Raw genomic sequence first — 18,395 nt, 5'->3', positions numbered from 1 at the left:
CGTTAAAAGAGTGAAAATTTATATCCTAAAAGAGCAAATTTGGCTTTGCAAAAGAGAGAAAAGTAAATTTAAATTTCTCTAAATGTAAAAATAATATAAAAATATGTGTAGAAAAGTAACAAAAATAGACTATAAAAATGATAAATAAATTTTTACGTTAAATTTACAAAGTAATAACTATACATTTTAGATCAAAAATGTTACTAAAATACACATATAAAAATAAAGATATGTGAATTTATGAAACAAAATTTCTAAATTTTTATTTTTGAAATTTATAATGCATCTATCAAAACTATTACAAAGGATGAAAGATGAAATTCTTACAAGCTTTACTTTTTACATGTGCCATCAGTGGCTTAGCATTTGGTGCGGATAAGGTCTATACGATCAAATTTGCTCACGTTGTCGCAGCTTCTACGCCAAAGGGCAAGGCAGCTGACTTTTTTGCAAAGCGTGCTGAGGAGCTAAGTGGCGGCAAGATAAAAGTTCAAGTCTTCCCATCAGCGCAGCTACTTGATGATGATAGAGTTTTTGGCGCATTAAAACTTGGCAACGTTCAAATGGCAGCTCCAAGCTTTTCTAAATTTACACCAATCGTGCCGCAGTTTCAGCTATTTGACCTGCCTTTCATCTTTAAAGATGCAGACCACCTTCACAAGGTTCAAGATGGCGCAGTTGGCGAGGAGCTAAAAGGTCTTGTGACTAAGAAAGGCTTTGTAGCGCTTGATTACTGGGATGCTGGATTTAAGCACTTTAGCTCAAGCAAAAAACCGATCCTTGTGCCAGAAGATGCAAAAGGACAAAAATTTAGAATCCAAAGCTCAAAAGTGCTTGAAGAGCAGATCAAAGCTATCGGTGGCAACCCACAAGTTCTGCCATTTTCAGAGGTTTATTCTGCACTTCAACAAGGCGTAGTTGATGCGACTGAAAACCCACTATCAAATTTCTATAACTCTAAATTTCACGAGGTTCAAAGCTCGCTTACGCTTTCACACCACGGATATCTAGGCTATCTAGTCGTTATGAGTGATAAATTTTGGAACAAACTGCCAGATGATCTAAAAGCAAATGTAAAACAAGCTCTAAGTGAGGCTACAGCTTACGAGAGAGAAGAGACAGCTAAAGAGGACGCTCACGTCATAGCTGAGCTTGAAAAATATATAGCAGAGACTAAAAAGCTAGAAATTTTCAAGATAGACGACGCACAAAAAGCTGAGTGGGAGAAGACTATGCAGGCTATCTATCCTAAATTTTACGACGTCATCGGCAAAGAGCTTATAGAAAAAACAATCGAGACAAAATAATGAAAAATTTCATTAACGCTCTTGATATATTGATAGTATCGCTAAATAAGAATATCGCCGTTTTAGGGCTAGCTAGTGGAACGCTACTAGCCTTTGCCAACGTCGTGGCCAGATACTTTTTCGACAAAAGCTGGTCATGGGCGAGCGAGCTATCAAACTACCTCTTCATTTGGTCGGCGTTTTTTGCCGCAGCGTATGGCTTTAACAAGGGCATCCACGTGAGCGTAACTATCTTGGTGGAGAAATTTCCACCAGCGCTTGCGAAAGCGTGCCTGCTCTTTTCGCACATCTTAACAACTGTCTTTTTGATATTTATCGCGGTTTATTCGGTGGATTATCTTAAAATTTTACACGAGATCGAGCAGATGATAATAGACCTTGGCATACCTCAATGGGTCCCTATGCTAGTGCTTCCAATAGCCTTTGTCACAGCTAGCTACCGCTCTGCTGAAAAAGCTATCAAAGTAGCTCTAACTCCTGCAGCAAAGGTCGTAAGCAACGAAGCGCACGAGCTAGCTCATGGTAGCGTAGTCAAAGACTAAGGAGAAAAAGATGACAATAGCATTTTTATTTATCCTGCTTTTTGCACTGATGCTAATAGGTGTGCCAGTCGCGGTTTCGCTAGGCACAAGCACCGTTTTAACAATGATATTTTTTACAGATATCGACATCGCTACGATCCCACAGCTAATTTTTGATGGCATCAATAAATTTTCGCTAATGGCGATACCGATGTTTATCTTGGCTGGAAATTTACTAAGTAAAGGTGGCTCAGCAAGACGTATCATCGACTTTGCAAAGTCTATGGTCGGACACTTGCCAGGCGGCTTGCCTATGAGTGCGATATTTGCCTGCATTATATTTGCAGCGGTATCTGGAAGCTCACCTGCGACGGTTGTAGCTATTGGCTCAATTATGTTTGCAGCTATAAAAGAGGCTGGCTATCCAAAAGAGTACGCAGTGGGCGGCATAACTACGGCTGGCTCGCTTGGAATTTTGATCCCACCTTCAGTTGTTATGATAGTTTATGGCGTAACTGCTGAGGTTAGTATCGGCAAGCTCTTTATGGCGGGCGTCGTGCCTGGTCTTATGCTTGGAGCTTTTATGCTCGTGCAAACCTATGTCGGAGCAAAAAAGCTTGGCTTTAAAGCGACTAAGGCTGAGCCATTTAAAGTAAGAGTGCAAAAATTTGCAAAAGCATTTTGGGCTCTTTTAATAGTCGTCGTGGTCATTGGCGGAATTTATGGAGGTATATTCACTCCGACTGAAGCTGCTGCGGCAAGTGCTGTTTATGCGCTATTTATCTCACTTTTCATATATAGAGATATAAAGATAAAAGACCTTTGGGATATCTGCCTAGACTCAGCCCTTACAACAGCTATGATTTTTTTTATCATCGCAAACGCCGTTGTTTTTGCATATTTGCTAACTAGCGAGCAGATCCCACAAGCGATCGCTTCGATGATACTTGATGCAAATATCGGCATGATAGGGTTCTTGATATTTGTAAATATCTTGCTCTTTATCATGGGTCAGTTTATGGAGCCTTCAAGCGTTATCATGATCATGGTGCCGCTCTTGCTTCCGATAGCTACGCAACTAGGCGTCGATCCTATTCACTTTGGTATCATCTTGGTTGTAAATATGGAGATAGGTATGGTGACCCCGCCTGTTGGACTAAATTTATTTGTCGCAAGCGGTCTTACAAATATGAACTTAAAAGAGGTCATCATGGCGTGCTTGCCGTGGACGCTAACCTTGTTCTTTGGCCTTATCTTGGTTACTTATATACCGCAAATTTCACTTTGGTTGCCAAACATAATGTATGGACATTAAAATTTAGAGGCTTAGGCCTCTAAATTTATCCTTTTGGATCGTAATCCGCACTCATAACGATATTTTTACCATTTCGCTTACCGACATAAAGTAACTCGTCAGCTTGCTTGATCATCTTTTCTAAGCTAAACTCACCTGTGCCATCATGTGCAACAACTCCAAATGTCATAGTTGCATTTATTTTTATGTTTTCAAACTCAACTATGTTTTTATTAAGAGTCTCTCTTACACGCTCTACTACGTTTACAGCAGCATCTTTTTTGATACCTGTAATAACAGCTAAAAATTCTTCACCGCCAAATCTAGCCACTCTATCTTCATCTCTAAAGGTGCTTTTGAATATGCCTGATAAACTTTTTAAAACAGCATCTCCTGCGCCGTGTCCATAAGTATCGTTTATTTTTTTAAAATTGTCTATATCACACATAACAATTGCAAAATCTTTATTTTTATAAAGTTCTTTTTGGTTTAAAATTTGCTGCATCGAAGCGCGATTTAAAAGACCAGTTAGCGGATCGTGATTTAGGATATTTTTAGCCATTTCTTTTTCTTCCAAAATGCTTAAAAATATAAATAAATTTGAACTTTCTAATAAAAATGAAGTAATAATAGCAAATATGCAAGATATTGTTAGATTAAATACAAATAACGTTTCTTTATAAAATCCGTTATTATTGCTATGTGTATCAAGTGTAAAAAAGAAAAATATAAGCAGCACTATATGAAGTATTGATATAGCTTTATTTAAAAACTTAAAGCTAATGGATATGAAGAAGAGACTAACCATCGATGTTAAGAACAATATTTCAAAGCCATATCCCCATCCAAGGATATATAAACAAAGTGATGCGTGAAGTAAAATTTCTACTTGTAATATGACCATTGCAATTTTGCTGTTCTCATCGCTGTCAAAAAGTAGTTTTAAAGTAAAAAGATATATGCTAACTGAAAGGATATTTGCTACAGCTAAAATTTCTTGACTAAACAAGAAGAATATAATTAGATAAAAAAGATGAACTATAAAAACTGAGAAAATAATGATCTTTAGCGATATATAAAGTGAAAGTTTAGGCATTGTCATAGTGTGTATACCCCTTTTTTAAAATGGCATATTCTATGCGATCTTTACCATTCTTTTTACCATTATAGAGTTTTTTGTCTGCTATATCTATCACAGTGTTTATATCAATACTAACTCCATTTGCACAAAAAACAAGACCAAAAGTCATAGTTACAACGCTTTGGTTGGGGAGCTTTACTTTAGCTATCCTCGCATTAAGTCTATTTTCTATTTTTTTTACATCATTCGTTTTAACATTGGGTAATATAGCTAAAAATTCTTCGCCACCCCAACGACAGACATAGTCATTTTCTCTAAAAGTATCTTTCAGAGCTTTTGCTATATTTTTTAAAATTTCATCTCCTACACTATGACCATACGTATCGTTTATTTGTTTAAAATTGTCTATATCACCAAGCATAATAATTAAATTTGTGTCATTATACTTATCTATGAGCTCATTGAGTTCGTATTTTAGTATCTTTTCTATTGAGCGTCTATTTAAAAGACCAGTTAGAAAGTCATATTTTGCATTTTCTTCTATATTTGTTTTTTCATTTGTAATTTGTATATAGTTGCTAGATGTGATAGCATCAGCAAAGGAAGATAATCTTATAACTATATAATAAGTAAAGCAGATGCTTAAAAATGTAACTGTCTTTAATAAAGTATCTGATGCTATAGTTTGACTATCTTTATATGAAAAATATAGCCATATAAGCACAAACAATTCAACTAAACTAACTATATAGATAATAATTTTTTGTTTAAACGATAGAAAGTAATTTATAAGAGCTACTCCAAGTAGAGTTATCCAAATACCACAGCCCCAGCCAATATTAATAACCCCAGCAATAACAACAGCAGTTGTATTTATATGAAAAAGAGCTGATATTAGATATCTCTTTTTTACGTCAAATTTTAGCCTTAGTGGTATATTTATGCAAAAAAACAAGAGACATATAAAAACAATCAATAGGCTTTCACTAAAAAAACCAAATACTAAAATAGCAATCAAGTTACTTACTATCGCTACGTTTAATATCGTTTTGTAAATGTCATCGATAGCCTTATAGTTATCTTGCTCTATAAATTCCTGTACCAATCATTCTCTCCGTTAATTTCATCCATTAAATTTAATTAGATCATTTTAATACGAGTCGTAACTATCCTCATCCTCATCGCTATCTTCATAGTTGTAGTCATTTTCGTCGTAGTTATAGTCATAGCTATCGCTACTATCCTCATCCTCATCGTTAAATTCAGAGTAGTCTTCTTCTACCTCTTCGTAGTCAAAATCATCACTCATTTTCTCTCCTTAAATTTTATCTTTGATATTTTCGATATACAAGCTTTGGCTTGGGAATGCAAAATTTAGACCATTTTGCTTTAAAATATCCATAATTTTTAGCATTACATCTTGTTTTACGTCTAAAAAATCGCCCCAAACGATAGTTTTTGCAAAGCAATAAACTAGGATATTTATCGAACTATCAGCAAAGTCATCAACCACGACAAATAAATTTGACTTATATCCAGCGTAGTCATCAACTGAGACTATGTTTTGTCTATATTTTAGACCTCTTTTATTAGCCGCGATATCTTCACTTTTAGCGATATCTGGGTGATTTATTAGCATATTTTTGATGTCATTTACACATTTTTTGATCTCTTCTGTAGTTGGTCCATACTCGATGCCAATAACCATTCTTATACGTCTGCCGACCTTTCTTCTGCTCCAGTTTCTAACAGGATCGCTTGCTAGCTTTGAGTTTGGCACGAAGATAAGGGCATTATCAAAGCTTCTAACAGTTGTTTTTCTAAAGCCTATCTCAACGACTGTGCCCTCGATGTCTCCACAAACTATCCAGTCGCCTTGTGAAAATGAGTTGTCAAAGAGCATCATAACAGAAGCAAAGAAGTTTGCGATGATGTCTTTAGCAGCGAAGGCAACGGCAAGACCACCGATACCAAGTGAGGCGATGAGCGCTGAGATATCAAAGCCAAGCTTTTGAAGGATCAGTAAAAGTGTGATGATTAGCACGATCACGTAGATGACTTTCAGTGCTAGGTTTATCACCTCTTTACGCTTGCTTTTTTGCGCGATTTTGTCGATGATAGCGATGCCGTAGCCATTTAGTATGGTTAGAACAAGCCATGAAAATGCGACTATATATATGATAGAAAAGATATTTGCTACCGTTAGAGGCACTGGCACTGGGTAAAATCCAACGCCGATACAGATATTTAGCGCATAGATGATAAGAAGTGCTGAGATCGGCTTTTTCACGATATCAACGATCTGATTTTTAGCCTCTTTTACCCCTTCGCCTGAAGCGATGAGCGACATTAGCCAGTAGGTTAGTTTGGCTAGAATTCTAGTTAGCGAGACGAAAAATAAAAATATCGCAACGATAACAACGATCTTGCCGATGTTAAATTTACTTGAATTTATGTCAGTTGTTTTGTTTATGTATTCGACTGCATCGACTAAATTTAGCTCAGACAAGAGCATGCTTGAGCTTAGAAGATCGGCGTTATTTTTAAGATAGGTTAAAATTTCTTCTTCACTCTCTTTTTTTAGCTCAAGGTCAAAAAAGGCGTTGTCATAAGAACCTGAAGTGTCATTTAGTGAGTCTTTTAGATCTTTTATACTTACATAAGAATTTGTCTGTAAATTTAAAAGTCCATTATCTATCACATCTTTTATAGAATTTGCCTTAGCCCCCTTTTTAAAGATCTCTTCAAGGCTGACAAGCGCTGAGTAATAAGCAGAATCAACCTTCATCTTCTCAAGCTCGATGGCGCTTTGGATATAGGCATCTTTGTTTGACTGCTTTTCAAGTCTAGCTACCTTTTTCTCTAGCACCTCTTTTTGCAGATTAAATTTATTGATATCGCTTTGGGTTAATTCGATCTGCATGATATAGTTTGGTATCTTTTCTAAAAGATCGCTCTTTTTTTTGTGGAGGCTAGCTAAATTTGAGTTGTCAGCCTTTGAGTTATTTGCATCTTTTTGCTGTGCTTTTAAAATTTTTATCTGGCTGTTTAGGGTTTGGATTTGATTTGTTATGCTTATTATGTCTTCTTCTTGAGTTTTGTTGCTCTCAGCCGCAAAAGCAAAGGTAAAGCAAAGCAGGATAATGGCTAGAAATTTACGCATTTTCGCCTCTTTTATCAGCTAGAAGCTTAAACGTGCCCTCTTTTAAATCGTAGCTAAAAATTTCGCCAGTTTCTATGATGTAGTGCCAGCCATAAATTTGAAGCTTGCCACTTTCATACTCCTCTTTTACATTTGGATAGGTCATTATATTTTCTATTGAATTTATCACGTTTAGCCTCTCGGTTAGCCACGCCATTTTGGCTGGATCGTCGCTTGTAAATTTAAGCACTTCTCGCTTGATTGGCTCGATCAGTTTTATCCAGTTTTTAACGTTTGGGGTGTTTTTTAGCTTCTTTTCATCAACATAAAGTGCCGCGCATCCGCCACAATCAGAGTGTCCGCAGATGATGATGTTTTTTATGTTTAAAACTTCAAGCGCATACTCAATCGCCGAAGTGGTCGCCAAAAACTCTTCGCTCACTCTATATGGTGGCACGATGTTTGCGATATTACGCACCATGAAAAGCTCGCCTGGTAGGCAGTTTGTTATCAAATTTGGCACGACCCTTGAATCCACACAAGATATGAAAAGCGTATGCGGATCTTGTTTGCTTTGCAAGCTTTTAAATAGCTCTTCGTGCTCTAAAAAGCCATCTTCCATAAATTTTACTGCACCTTCAAGTATTGAATCATCCATAAAATTTATCTCCATTTTTTATATTTTTATCGCGATTATAGCAACTTTTATTTAATCAAAAAAATGCCCTTTAAAACGGACTTTAAACTAATATTTTTTATTAAACTTCTTTTTATTTATTGTTTAATTATTTTAGGCTAAACTCACCACAAAAATTCATAAGGAGAAAAAATGAGTTTGTATGATAGAAACTACGCTAAGCAAAATCAAGAAGAGCTTGCGTATTCTCAAAGCTCACTAAGCACTTTTATAAAACAAACTTATCAACTTTTTGCAGCATCACTACTTTCAGCTACAGCTGGCGCTTATGTAGGCATTAGCATCGCTGGCGTTTTTGCAGCAAATAGATTTTTGTTTTGGGGACTTGTGATACTAGAGTTTGTGTTGCTTTTTGGCCTAATGGCAGCTAAACGCAAAGAGGGATTAAATTTAATACTTCTTTTTGCATTTACATTTGTAAGCGGTCTTACGCTAACTCCGCTACTTTCAGCGATCCTTGCTATGCCAAGTGGCGCTAGTATCGTAGCTCAAGCATTTGGTTTAACAACGGTTGCATTTGGTGCATTAAGCGTCTTTGCGATGAATACAAAACGCGACTTTACAACGATGGGCAAGATGCTATTTATAACTTTGATAGTTATCGTTGTAGCAGCGATCATCAACATTTTCGTTAAAAGCACGATGTTTCAACTTGTAATCGCAAGTATTTCATCGATCTTATTTAGTGCTTACATACTTTTTGATACACAAAATATCATCCGTGGTAACTACGAGACACCAGTTGAGGGCGCGGTTGCTTTGTATCTTGACTTTGTAAATTTATTTACATCATTACTACAAATTTTAGGCATTTTTAATAGAAATGACTAATGACGAGCGCATATACCGAGTGATAGATGCGAATCTAAATAGGCTAAAAGAAGGGCTTCGCGTCGTTGAAGATATAAAAAGATATGTCTTTGACGATGCTAAGCTCGCCTATAAGATAAAGTCCCTCCGCCACAAGGCAAAGATCCCACAAAAAGAATTTTTAAAATTTAGAAATTCACAAAATGATGTTTTAAAAACCAGCACAAAAAGCGAGCAAGAAAGATCAAATTTAGACGAGATCATCACTGCAAATTTCAAGCGTGCCCAGGAGAGCGCCCGCGTGCTTGAAGAGTGCTTTAAGCTTATAAATTTAGAGCGAGCTGAGCTTTTTAAAAGCATAAGATACGAGCTTTATGAGCTTGAAAAAGAACTTTAACTAAAAATTTAAATCTTTTCTTGTATAATCGCAAACTATTTAAAAAATTTAAAGGAAATTTCGTGAGTTTAATATTTTTAATCTTACAATTTGTTCTAGCTGTCGTTATCACGATCGCAGTTTTACTCCAAAAGAGCTCATCTATCGGTCTTGGAGCATACAGTGGAAGCAACGAGAGCCTTTTTGGAGCAAAAGGACCAGCTGGATTTTTAGCTAAATTTACCTTTGTGGTAGGCGTTTTGTTTATCCTAAACACACTTGCGCTTGGATATTTTTACAATAAAGATCTAAAACGCTCTATCGTTGATAGCGTCGATAGCAAATCTCTAGTCATACCAAAATCAAACGACGTGCCAGCAGCTCCTAGCGCACCACAAAATCCAGCAAAATAACAATGATAAAAACGTTTTTAGCGTCACTTTTGACGCTAACGTTTGCTTTGGCAGACGCTCACATCCTAGTTTATCACCGCTTTGACGAGCCAAGGCACGCTAGCACGGATATTTCTATTCAAAATTTAAGAGCTCAGTTTGAATACTTCAAAAATAATGGCTACGAAGTTGTCAAGCTATCAAGACTTGTCGATGCTGTAAATGCTGGTGAGCCGATCCCTGATAACTGGATCGTTATAACGATCGATGATGGCTATAAGAGCTTTTATAACAAGGCGCTTGAAGTTTTTAAAGAGTATAACTACCCATTTGCGATGATGATATACGTCGAAGCAGTCGCTGGCAAATATGGCGACTATCTCACATTTGATCAGCTAAAAGAGCTAGAAGCTTACGGTGAGATTGGCTACCACTCATACGCTCATCCAAGGATGACTAGACTTAGCGATGAGGCCTTAAGAGAGGACTTTCAAAAGGGCGTTGAGACCTTTGAAAAGCACATGGGTTATAAGCCAAAATACTTTGCAGTCCCTTACGGCGAGATCGATAGTAGAGTTGTCTCTTTGGCAAAAGAATTTGGCTTTTTAGCACTTTTAAATCAAAACTCAGGCGCAGTTTCAGATAAAAGCGACGTTTATGATCTTTACAGAACGCCAGTGATGAATGGCACGAAGATAGCGCTAACTTTTAATAGTAAATTTTTAAATGCCCAGTGGATATTTCCAGAGGGCTATCCGCAAAACAATGCGATCGATAAACTCATCATCAAGACCGATACAAACGCAAGCGAGGGCAGTTTTTTCATGACTGGCTTTGATGGCTTTAGAAAAGTACCTATGACAAATGGCGTTTTTGAGTGTAAATTTAACCCACCGCTTGATAGACGCAAAGTGTTAATGTCGCTAAAAGTAGATCATCACAGAAGCACAAAACTTCTAATAAAGGACACCAATGCTAAATAAAATTTACGATACCCAAAAAGAGGGTTGCGAAAAGGCGATCGCTTCTTTAAAACGCGATTTTACAACGCTAAGAACTGGCAAAGTAAATATCAACATCCTAGATAACGTTATGGTTGATTATTATGGCTCGCCAACTCCGCTTAACCAAGTAGCCACCGTGCTTACGAGTGACGCTTCGACTATCGCTATCACACCTTGGGAAAAGAGCATGATAAAAGCGATCTCATCAGCCATTCAAGCTGCAAATATCGGCGTCAATCCAAACAGCGACGGCGAGAGCGTTAAGCTATTTTTCCCACCGATGACCGTCGAGCAACGCCAAGAAAATGCAAAACACGCAAAAGCTATGGGCGAAAAGGCTAAAGTTAGCATCAGAAACGTGAGAAAAGATGCAAACGACGAGGTCAAAAAGCTTGAAAAAGACAAAGCTATAACTGAAGACGAGAGCAAAAAGGGTCAAGATGAGGTTCAAAAGATAACCGACACATACACCGCAAAGATCGATACTCTCGTAAAAGAGAAAGAAGCCGAGCTTTTAAAAATTTAAATTTACTTAGAAATTTGCGCCCCTTGCAAATTTCTAAACCCTTACTTTTTAGCCATGCAATGTGGCTAAATTTCACTCTTTAAAGGACGACCTTGCAGATCGCCACTGAGCTAAAAACCGCATTTTCCGATAAAAAAATTTTGCTTCTTACCATTTTGGCTTTTTCTCTAGCTACCATTTTTCTTAGCCCAAGCCAGATAGTGGATGAGTATAGAGGTTTTTGGCTGCTTGAGCCACTACTTTTGGTCGCTATCCACCTAAATAAAAGGCAAATTTTACTTCCTTTATACTTTTTGATATTTGGAGCTAGCCTTTACTTTTTTGGCTTTAAGCTAAGCGGCCATGCCAGCGATCTTGTGGCACTTTATCTCATAGCTTTTGTGCTTTTATTCTCTTTAAATTTTGCCAAAGATAATGAGAAATTTATAAGCCAGAGCCTAGCAAGACTTTTAAATTTACTCATCTCATTTGCCCTTTTTCACCTATTTTTTCTTGGCATTGTGGCTGTTTGTGCAGGGCTTAACTACCTTTTTGATTTAGAACTTTTAACTAGCCACAGGATGCAAAGGCTCTACTTGACGCTGGCCTCTTTTGGTCTGCCTTGTCTATTTATCTTTTTTGAGAGCAAATTTAGCGAGTATAGGCTCTTAAATTCTATCAAGATCGCCATAAATTTCATCCTAAATCCCCTGCTCATCATCTACGTGGCGCTTTTAAATTTATACTGCATTTATAGGCTTGTTTTGCTTGAGTTGCCACGTGGCGGAGTGGCCTACATCGTGCTTGCCTGCTTGATCGCTGGCTTTGTTTTAAGAGGGCTAAATTTACTTATAAAAAGCCAAATTTATGATCAAATTCTTAAGCACTTACCACTTTTTGTCATCTTGCCCAGCATTTTGCTCTGGTGGGGCGTTTTGCATAGGGTCGGCGAGTACGGCCTAAGCGAGCCTAGGATCTATCTCATCGCCTGCGTGATATTTGCAAATTTGAGTTATTTTGTGATGATATTTTTTAGAAATTTCCCTTATAAATTTCTAGCGTTTTTTATGATATTTGGCATATTTTTCACGCATTTTGTCCTTGATACGAAGCAGCTTGTGCTAAATTCTCAAAAAGAGCTTTTACTAAGAGAGTTAAGAGCGCTAAATTTACTTGATAGTAGTGGCTCGCTAAGTGGCGACGTGAGTAAGATATGCGAAGAGAAGCTCTACTTTTTGCAAGATAAATTTGACTATCTCGTAGAAAACGGCGATAAATTTGCGTTAGAAAATAAAAAATTTATAGTGGGTCTTGAGGTGGCTGAGCAGAAAAAGTGGCAGATATTTAGCATAGACTTTAGTGGCACCGCTATAAACGTCAAAGATGCGACCATCAAAACGCCCATCGCAAGCAGCACAAATGGTGACGAGCTCGTCATACAGCTAGATCATGAAAGCGTTAGCATAGATATGCAAAAGCACCTAGAAAAGGCGCTTGCAAGTCTAAATTTAAAGCCAGATGGCGACTTTGGCGCTGAGATATTTGAGCGGCTAAAAGAGCAGCTTTTGATCCTTGAAGTTGGCAAGCGCGCCTTTGTTTTGAGGTCTATGGAAATCGTGCAAGAAAACGGAGTTTATAAATTTTATGATGCAAGCGTGCTTTTTTATATGGAGGATGCGCAGCTAAAATAGCGAGCTTTGCGCTAGTTTTGGCTTTATGACAAAGCTTTTGCGGTGAAAGTCTGAGTAGCCAAATTTAGCTATGGCATCTAGGTGCGACTTCGTGCCATATCCTTTGTGCCCTGCAAAGCCGTATGCTGGGTAAAATTTATCCCAGCCGTTCATCAAGCGGTCACGGCTTACTTTTGCTAGGATGCTAGCAGCACTTACGCTAGCGACCTTGCCGTCGGCCTTTATCATCGTCGTGATGCCAATGCCGTAGTCTAAATTTCCATCGTAGATGATCCCAAAGCCCTCAAAATATGCCTTGAAAAGTTTGAGTGCGCGCCTTAGGCACTCACTTAGCCCAAGCTCGTCTATCTGGACGTTTGAGAAGTAGGCGATGAGAAAATTTGAGCTTTTTGTGATCTCTTTAAAGAGCTCTTCGCGCCTTTTTGCGGTTAGTTTTTTGGAGTCATTTAGTCCAGAAATTTCACTATTTAGCACGCAAGCAGCCACGCTTAGTGGCCCAGCCAGCGCCCCGCGTCCAGCCTCGTCGATACCGCAAATTTTAGCCATTACAGCCCGACTTCATCGCTAAAGTAAGGTCTTAGCTCCTCAAGTGGCACGCTGATCTGCTCCTCGTTTAAAAATGTAAGCCCAAGCGGCGAAAGCACGAAGTTATCGCTCACGCCAGCGGTCGCAAGGACTGCTTTTAGATGTTCGTTATTCATATCTTTAAAAATTTGCTTTAGTTTTAGCTTTTTGTTCGTCGCAAGTGAGATCACCTCGCAGTTTGTTTTTTCATTTTTATAGGTGCAAACGCTCTTTATCTCGTCATTGATGTAGTAGATCTCTTTTAGGCTCTCATACTGGTTGTTTGGCCATTTTTTGCGCTCGCTTTTTAGGTCGTAAAACTCTGCAAGAAGCTTGTTTTTGTATTTTTTGGCGGAGTCTTTAGCGAAGATGTCGTTAGTGATCGCTTCGTATCTTGTGCCGTTTGACTCGGTCATTTGGATGCCGATATTTAGGATCTCATACTCTTTTTCTTCTTTTACGGTGGCGTTGTAGGCTTTGTTTTTGACGATTATCTTGCCTTTTAGCTCGCCGTTTTCGTTTTTAACGTCTAAATTTATCTTGTCTGAGACTGCATTTAATGAAGAAATTTCACTGCCATTTTGCTCAAAAGAGCCCTTTTCGTAGTCGTATTTAGCGCCGTCAAAAAAGATGTGGCCGCTTATCTTAGGCGGGACCTTAAAGCTCTTGCTTTGTTTGAAATTTTCAAATTCATCTTTAAAATAGTTCATATAAACTTCAAATTTCACACCATTTGCATCGCCACTAAATTTATAAAATTTAGCCCAGTTTTCGTGGTTTATCTCATAGCCAAAAAGGCTTGCAGCGATGAATAAGATCCCAAAAAATGCTCTCATGTCCGTCCTTTATAGTTTTTTTGATTATAACTATTTTATCCCTAGACTTTTAAAATGATAATCAAACAAAGAGTTTAAATTTATAAACCTAGGCTCCACCTAGAAAATGGCAAGATCTCGCACTTTATCCCCTCGATGCTTTGCTCGGCTTGGTTTGCGACGCTGATGATTTGAAGTTTGCTAACGCCTAGCTCTTTTAGGCTCGCGTGGAGTTTTTTAAATTTCAAAAAGACGATCTCAGGCGCAGAAAATGGCACGCAGATGATCGCAAGCTTCTTTTTACTAAGGAAAAAATCGATCTCTTTTGTATAGTAAATTTCATCTTTAAATTTAAGCAGCTCACAAAAAACGACATTTGCAAAGACAGCCAAAAAGTCCTTTTTTAGGCACAAGGCATTACGAAGTGCGAAATTTGTAAAGTAAATTTTCTTGCTCGTGCTACTCTCATCTAAATTTGGCACAAACTCCACGTATCCGCTCTCATTTAGCAAATTTATCGCGCTATAAACGCTATCTTTTGAAATTTTCATCTGCTCTTTTAAGTTTTTATAAACCCCAAAGGCGCTTATGGTGTCGTGGCATTTTGTCGCGCACTCTTTTAAGATAGCGATGCTTTGCTCGTTTAAATTTGCTCTTAAGAGCTGCTGCAAGTGAGCTGTGACCTCGCTGGAGTCCAAAAAGGCGCTTGCTATCTCGTTGCCATGGGCCAAAAAGTAGCTAAAAAGCAGGTCTTGGTCTAAATTTTTCTTAAAAAATAGTATAAATTCCTCGTAGTCGAGATAGTTTAAATTTATGCGCACAAAGCCATCAAGCGAGAGTGAAAATTCCTTGCTTGTGAGGATGATATTTTCAAGTGTTGTGCCCTTTAAAAAGTCTAAATTTACAAGATCAGCGGCTTGTAAATTTTCAACTGTGAGCACCTTTATTTGGGTATTTTTTTCTAAAAAGTCTTTTAAATTTGTTAAAAGCGAGGTTCTATCTATCCTTAGATCGTCTAAATTTATATAAAGCCTCTCCTCACTTTTATAATGGCTCAAAAACTCATAAACAAGGGCTGTTTTGCCACTTGATACGGCACCAATGATAAGCGTCTTTGGCGAGATGATCTCATATTTTCTGGGGATAAATTTAGCATTTTTAATGGGTGCTTGATAGAGCGTTTCTAAACTTTTCAAATTTGACCTTTTTGGCTTTTTGAAATTATAGCCACTTCCTTTTAAAAAGGAAAATATTGTGTTAAATTTTAAAAAATAAACAAAATTTAGAAATAAAAAATAAAATTTTAGACTAGAAATTTATAAAATTTTTGAAAAATAAATTCTCCATTTACAAGATACCTTCCTTATCAAAAGGAAATAATTAATCAAAATTCAACAAAAAATAGCGTTTTTCTTGACAACTATAATAGCTTTTTTGTAAAATCCCTATCTCTTTACGAAAGACCTATGTCTTGCTCGTACGATCGCTTGATCCTATGCGAGTTATTTTGATGTAAAGAGGTCGCGAGTTTGCGACAAGTTCTTTTTAAAGGAAAACACATGGAAAGAATCAGGTTAAAGCTAAAAGCTTACGACCATAGAGTTCTAGACCGCACTGTTGCAGCAATCGTAGAAGCTGTCAAACGAACAGGTGCCGACGTTCGTGGCCCGGTACCAATGCCTACAAAGATCAAACGCTATACAGTCTTAAAATCTCCACACATCAACAAAGACTCACGTGAGCAGTTTGAGATGAGAATACACGCTCGTATGCTTGACATCGTAGCTGCTACTCCAGAAACTGTAGATAGCCTAACAAAACTCGACCTAGCTCCAGAAGTTAATGTCGAAGTTCGTGCGATGAAATAAGCGGACAAAAGGATAAGAGTATGGAATATATTGTAGAAAAAATAGGCATGAGTAGAACGATTGCCACGAAGAGTACGCCAGTTACACTACTTAAGCTAGTTGAGGCTAAAGTATGTGAGATCGACGAAAACAAACGTGCTATCGTAGCGTATGCCCACACTAAAGCAAACAACAAAGCTATCGCTGGTCAGCAAAAGAAATACAATCTGACAGCAGAATTTAACAAATTTGCTACGCTTGAAGTAGCTAATAGCGAAGTTGGAAACCTAGACTTTACACCATTAAATGAGGCTAAAATTTTAAAAGTTAGCTTTAACTCAAAAGGTAGAGGCTACCAAGGTGTGGTAAAAAGACATGGTTTCGGTGGTGGTCCAAAAAGCCACGGCTCACGTTTCCACAGACGCCACGGATCAATTGGTAACTGCGAATGGCCAGGTCGTGTTCAACCAGGCATGAAAATGGCAGGACACATGGGCAATGAGAAAGTTACTGTTAAAAACGAGCTAATAAGCTTTGACGCTCAAAATGGCATCGTAGTTGTAAAAGGTTGCGTTCCTGGTCACAATGGTGCAATGGGTAAAATAAGGATTGTAAAATGAGTAAAATTCACGTATTAAACGATAAATTTGAAAATTCAGGCGAGTTAGAGCTTCCTGCAAGCTACGCTGAAGTAAATCCGCACAACCTATATCTTTATGTAAAATCTTACCTTGCTGGTATAAGAGCAAATTCGGCTCATACTAAAAGCCGTGCTTTTGTAAGCGGCGGTGGTAAAAAACCATGGAGACAAAAAGGACGTGGTGGTGCAAGAGCGGGTTCAACTAGAACTAACGTTTGGGTAGGCGGTGCAGTTGCATTTGGTCCAACAAACGAGAAAAACTATTTTCAAAAAGTCAATAAAAAACAAAAAAGACTAGCTCTTGAGTACGCTTTGGCAGTAAAAGCACAAGATGGTAAAATTTTCGCAGTAGATAGCATCTCAATCGAGTCTGGAAAGACAAAAGATGCAGCTAATATCATCAAAAATTTAAAAGTAAAAGACGCGCTTATCGTTAAAGATTTACTAGACGATAAAACACTACTTGCTTTTAGAAATTTAGCAAACTGCTATGTAGTAGATGCAAATGAGGTAAATGCTTATCTTGTCTCTACATTTAGTTCGGTTATCATTGAAAAAGCTGCACTAAAAACTATAACAAAAGAGGGCTAAAATGGCGGATATAACTGATATCAAAACAATTATTTATACAGAAAAAACTCTAGGCCTTCAAGAACAAGGCGTTGTTGTTATCCAAACTTCACCAAGAGTTACAAAAAACAGCTTAAAAGCTGTTTTACAAGAGTATTTTGGAGTAACGCCTGTTCGCGTAAATTCACTTAGAATTAGCGGCAAGGTTAAGCGTTTTAGAGGAAGAGCAGGCCAACGTGACGAGATAAAGAAATTCTACGTTAAGTTACCTGAAGGCGTAAGCCTAGAAAATACGGAGGCGTAAGATGGCTATAAAATCATATAAACCATATACACCTAGTCGTAGATATATGACTGGACTAAGCTCTGAAGATATAACAGCTAAACCAAGCGTTAGAAGCTTGCTTGTTAAACTACCTGCAACTGGCGGTAGAAACAACAATGGTCGTATAACTTCAAGACATAAAGAAGCAGGTGCAAAAAAACTTTATCGTATCATCGACTTCAAACGTCGTAAATTTGGTATAGAAGGTAAAGTTGAAGCGATCGAGTACGATCCAAACAGAAACTGCCGTATCGCTCTTATAGCTTACAAAGATGGCGAAAAACGCTATATCATTAGACCAAATGGCCTAAATGTTGGCGACGTTATCGCATCTATCGATGAGGGCTCACTAGATATTAAACCAGGCAACGCTATGAAATTAAGATTTATCCCAGTTGGTACTATCGTTCATAACGTAGAGCTAAAACCTGGCAAAGGCGCTCAGATAGCTCGTTCAGCTGGTGGTTATGCTCAGCTAATGGGTAAAGAAGAGAAGTATGTTATCTTAAGAATGCCAAGTGGTGAGATGAGACAAGTACTAGCTGAGTGTATGGCAAGTATCGGTGTAGTAGGCAACGAAGACTGGGCTAACATCACTATAGGTAAAGCTGGACGTAATCGCTACCGCGGTATTCGCCCACAAACACGTGGTTCTGCTATGAACCCAGTTGATCACCCACACGGCGGTGGTGAAGGTAAGAAAAATTCAGGCCGTCACCCAGTTACTCCATGGGGTAAACCAACTAAAGGTGCTAAGACTCGCCGTAAAAAAGCTAGTGATAAGCTTATAATTTCAAGAAGGAAAGGAAAATAG

22 protein-coding genes are annotated in these 18,395 nt (G+C 37.9%); 14 read left to right on the top strand and 8 right to left on the bottom strand.

Annotated elements, in window-relative coordinates; translation table 11 throughout:
• The first annotated feature begins 314 nt into the window (after positions 1–314).
• The 3 genes from CYP05_RS02620 to CYP05_RS02610 are packed head-to-tail and all read left to right on the top strand — an operon-like array spanning position 315 to position 3,143.
• Positions 315–1,307: a DctP family TRAP transporter solute-binding subunit gene (locus CYP05_RS02620; RefSeq protein ID WP_002941552.1), complete on the top strand. Its 993-nt coding sequence runs from the start codon at positions 315–317 to the stop codon at positions 1,305–1,307.
• Positions 1,307–1,849, top strand: a complete 543-nt coding sequence (locus CYP05_RS02615; RefSeq protein ID WP_103641899.1) for a TRAP transporter small permease — start codon at positions 1,307–1,309, stop codon at positions 1,847–1,849. The genes CYP05_RS02620 and CYP05_RS02615 overlap by 1 nt, the downstream gene beginning before the upstream one ends.
• Before the next feature lie 10 nt (positions 1,850–1,859).
• Positions 1,860–3,143 carry a TRAP transporter large permease gene (locus CYP05_RS02610; RefSeq protein ID WP_009295244.1) on the top strand — a complete coding sequence of 428 codons (1,284 nt, stop codon included), beginning with the start codon at positions 1,860–1,862 and terminating at the stop codon, positions 3,141–3,143.
• A 25-nt stretch (positions 3,144–3,168) separates the two neighbouring features.
• Here CYP05_RS02610 and CYP05_RS02605 read toward each other — a convergent pair whose 3' ends face one another.
• The 5 genes from CYP05_RS02605 to CYP05_RS02590 form a co-directional block, all read right to left on the bottom strand.
• Entirely contained in the window at positions 3,169–4,131 is a 963-nt protein-coding gene (locus CYP05_RS02605; RefSeq protein WP_346311064.1) for a GGDEF domain-containing protein, read from the bottom strand.
• Positions 4,132–4,210: 79 nt separating this feature from the next.
• The gene (locus tag CYP05_RS02600) at positions 4,211–5,308 is read right to left on the bottom strand and encodes a GGDEF domain-containing protein (RefSeq protein WP_103641897.1); all 1,098 of its coding nucleotides are present in this window, start codon (positions 5,306–5,308) and stop codon (positions 4,211–4,213) included.
• Positions 5,309–5,353: 45 nt separating this feature from the next.
• Positions 5,354–5,512 (bottom strand): hypothetical protein, encoded by a 159-nt coding sequence (locus CYP05_RS09890; protein WP_002941615.1) that lies wholly within the window; start codon positions 5,510–5,512, stop codon positions 5,354–5,356.
• 9 nt (positions 5,513–5,521) lie between these two features.
• A complete protein-coding gene (locus CYP05_RS02595) occupies positions 5,522–7,366 on the bottom strand; it encodes a mechanosensitive ion channel family protein (protein WP_103641896.1) in 1,845 nt (614 codons plus the stop codon).
• Positions 7,359–8,003, bottom strand: a complete 645-nt coding sequence (locus CYP05_RS02590) for a carbonic anhydrase (protein WP_103641895.1) — start codon at positions 8,001–8,003, stop codon at positions 7,359–7,361. The genes CYP05_RS02595 and CYP05_RS02590 overlap by 8 nt, the downstream gene beginning before the upstream one ends.
• A gap of 171 nt (positions 8,004–8,174) precedes the next feature.
• On the opposite strand from CYP05_RS02590, the gene CYP05_RS02585 reads away from it, so the two are divergent.
• The 6 genes from CYP05_RS02585 (at position 8,175) to CYP05_RS02560 (ending at position 12,820) form a co-directional block, all read left to right on the top strand.
• Positions 8,175–8,873: a Bax inhibitor-1/YccA family protein gene (locus tag CYP05_RS02585; RefSeq protein ID WP_002941542.1), complete on the top strand. Its 699-nt coding sequence runs from the start codon at positions 8,175–8,177 to the stop codon at positions 8,871–8,873.
• Positions 8,866–9,249, top strand: a complete 384-nt coding sequence (locus CYP05_RS02580; protein WP_002941503.1) for a hypothetical protein — start codon at positions 8,866–8,868, stop codon at positions 9,247–9,249. Before CYP05_RS02585 ends, CYP05_RS02580 begins: the two co-directional genes overlap by 8 nt.
• A 62-nt stretch (positions 9,250–9,311) precedes the next feature.
• Complete coding sequence (gene secG / locus CYP05_RS02575) at positions 9,312–9,641, top strand: preprotein translocase subunit SecG (RefSeq protein ID WP_002941549.1); 330 nt, start codon at positions 9,312–9,314, stop codon at positions 9,639–9,641.
• A gap of 2 nt (positions 9,642–9,643) precedes the next feature.
• Positions 9,644–10,603 (top strand): polysaccharide deacetylase family protein, encoded by a 960-nt coding sequence (locus CYP05_RS02570; protein WP_103641894.1) that lies wholly within the window; start codon positions 9,644–9,646, stop codon positions 10,601–10,603.
• Positions 10,593–11,150 carry a ribosome recycling factor gene (gene frr / locus CYP05_RS02565; protein WP_002941557.1) on the top strand — a complete coding sequence of 186 codons (558 nt, stop codon included), beginning with the start codon at positions 10,593–10,595 and terminating at the stop codon, positions 11,148–11,150. The genes CYP05_RS02570 and frr overlap by 11 nt, the downstream gene beginning before the upstream one ends.
• A 92-nt stretch (positions 11,151–11,242) precedes the next feature.
• A complete protein-coding gene (locus CYP05_RS02560) occupies positions 11,243–12,820 on the top strand; it encodes a DUF4153 domain-containing protein (protein ID WP_103641893.1) in 1,578 nt (525 codons plus the stop codon).
• Here the strand turns inward: CYP05_RS02560 and CYP05_RS02555 are convergent.
• The 3 genes from CYP05_RS02555 to CYP05_RS02545 form a co-directional block, all read right to left on the bottom strand.
• The gene (locus tag CYP05_RS02555) at positions 12,812–13,366 is read right to left on the bottom strand and encodes a ribonuclease HII (protein ID WP_103641892.1); all 555 of its coding nucleotides are present in this window, start codon (positions 13,364–13,366) and stop codon (positions 12,812–12,814) included. The genes CYP05_RS02560 and CYP05_RS02555 overlap by 9 nt on opposite strands.
• Complete coding sequence (locus CYP05_RS02550) at positions 13,366–14,220, bottom strand: S-adenosylmethionine tRNA ribosyltransferase (RefSeq protein WP_103641891.1); 855 nt, start codon at positions 14,218–14,220, stop codon at positions 13,366–13,368. Before CYP05_RS02550 ends, CYP05_RS02555 begins: the two co-directional genes overlap by 1 nt.
• Before the next feature lie 80 nt (positions 14,221–14,300).
• A complete protein-coding gene (locus CYP05_RS02545; protein WP_103641890.1) occupies positions 14,301–15,395 on the bottom strand; it encodes an ATP-binding protein in 1,095 nt (364 codons plus the stop codon).
• Between the two features lie 363 nt (positions 15,396–15,758).
• Between CYP05_RS02545 and rpsJ the strand changes: the two genes are divergently transcribed.
• Genes rpsJ through rplB form a run of 5 tightly spaced genes read left to right on the top strand, consistent with a single transcriptional unit; the run spans position 15,759 to position 18,395 of the window.
• Entirely contained in the window at positions 15,759–16,067 is a 309-nt protein-coding gene (rpsJ, locus tag CYP05_RS02540) for a 30S ribosomal protein S10 (RefSeq protein ID WP_009295257.1), read from the top strand.
• A gap of 20 nt (positions 16,068–16,087) precedes the next feature.
• Positions 16,088–16,666: a 50S ribosomal protein L3 gene (gene rplC, locus CYP05_RS02535; RefSeq protein ID WP_002941563.1), complete on the top strand. Its 579-nt coding sequence runs from the start codon at positions 16,088–16,090 to the stop codon at positions 16,664–16,666.
• Positions 16,663–17,277 carry a 50S ribosomal protein L4 gene (gene rplD / locus CYP05_RS02530; protein ID WP_012140561.1) on the top strand — a complete coding sequence of 205 codons (615 nt, stop codon included), beginning with the start codon at positions 16,663–16,665 and terminating at the stop codon, positions 17,275–17,277. The genes rplC and rplD overlap by 4 nt, the downstream gene beginning before the upstream one ends.
• 1 nt (position 17,278) lies before the next feature.
• Positions 17,279–17,560: a 50S ribosomal protein L23 gene (locus CYP05_RS02525; protein ID WP_002941535.1), complete on the top strand. Its 282-nt coding sequence runs from the start codon at positions 17,279–17,281 to the stop codon at positions 17,558–17,560.
• 1 nt (position 17,561) lies between these two features.
• On the top strand, positions 17,562–18,395 hold the full coding sequence (gene rplB, locus CYP05_RS02520) for a 50S ribosomal protein L2 (RefSeq protein ID WP_002941522.1): 834 nt from the start codon (positions 17,562–17,564) through the stop codon (positions 18,393–18,395).

The organism is Campylobacter concisus (assembly GCF_002913545.1).
GTDB lineage: Bacteria > Campylobacterota > Campylobacteria > Campylobacterales > Campylobacteraceae > Campylobacter_A > Campylobacter_A concisus_AV.
The sequence above is the reverse complement of the archived record's forward strand: the minus strand, read 5'-3'. Positions and strand labels throughout refer to the sequence as shown.

Excerpts from the sequence above, each read along its gene's own strand:
- CYP05_RS09890 (WP_002941615.1), bottom strand. The coding sequence starts at position 5,512 with ATGAGTGATGATTTTGACTACGAAGAGGTAGAAGAAGACTACTCTGAA.
- CYP05_RS02615 (WP_103641899.1), top strand. The coding sequence starts at position 1,307 with ATGAAAAATTTCATTAACGCTCTTGATATATTGATAGTATCGCTAAAT.
- CYP05_RS02570 (WP_103641894.1), top strand. The coding sequence starts at position 9,644 with ATGATAAAAACGTTTTTAGCGTCACTTTTGACGCTAACGTTTGCTTTG.
- CYP05_RS02550 (WP_103641891.1), bottom strand. The coding sequence starts at position 14,220 with ATGAGAGCATTTTTTGGGATCTTATTCATCGCTGCAAGCCTTTTTGGC.
- CYP05_RS02525 (WP_002941535.1), top strand. The coding sequence starts at position 17,279 with ATGGCGGATATAACTGATATCAAAACAATTATTTATACAGAAAAAACT.
- CYP05_RS02585 (WP_002941542.1), top strand. The coding sequence starts at position 8,175 with ATGAGTTTGTATGATAGAAACTACGCTAAGCAAAATCAAGAAGAGCTT.
- rplD (WP_012140561.1), top strand. The coding sequence starts at position 16,663 with ATGAGTAAAATTCACGTATTAAACGATAAATTTGAAAATTCAGGCGAG.
- CYP05_RS02595 (WP_103641896.1), bottom strand. The coding sequence starts at position 7,366 with ATGCGTAAATTTCTAGCCATTATCCTGCTTTGCTTTACCTTTGCTTTT.
- rplC (WP_002941563.1), top strand. The coding sequence starts at position 16,088 with ATGGAATATATTGTAGAAAAAATAGGCATGAGTAGAACGATTGCCACG.
- rplB (WP_002941522.1), top strand. The coding sequence starts at position 17,562 with ATGGCTATAAAATCATATAAACCATATACACCTAGTCGTAGATATATG.
- CYP05_RS02590 (WP_103641895.1), bottom strand. The coding sequence starts at position 8,003 with ATGGATGATTCAATACTTGAAGGTGCAGTAAAATTTATGGAAGATGGC.
- CYP05_RS02620 (WP_002941552.1), top strand. The coding sequence starts at position 315 with ATGAAATTCTTACAAGCTTTACTTTTTACATGTGCCATCAGTGGCTTA.
- CYP05_RS02555 (WP_103641892.1), bottom strand. The coding sequence starts at position 13,366 with ATGGCTAAAATTTGCGGTATCGACGAGGCTGGACGCGGGGCGCTGGCT.
- CYP05_RS02610 (WP_009295244.1), top strand. The coding sequence starts at position 1,860 with ATGACAATAGCATTTTTATTTATCCTGCTTTTTGCACTGATGCTAATA.
- CYP05_RS02580 (WP_002941503.1), top strand. The coding sequence starts at position 8,866 with ATGACTAATGACGAGCGCATATACCGAGTGATAGATGCGAATCTAAAT.
- frr (WP_002941557.1), top strand. The coding sequence starts at position 10,593 with ATGCTAAATAAAATTTACGATACCCAAAAAGAGGGTTGCGAAAAGGCG.
- rpsJ (WP_009295257.1), top strand. The coding sequence starts at position 15,759 with ATGGAAAGAATCAGGTTAAAGCTAAAAGCTTACGACCATAGAGTTCTA.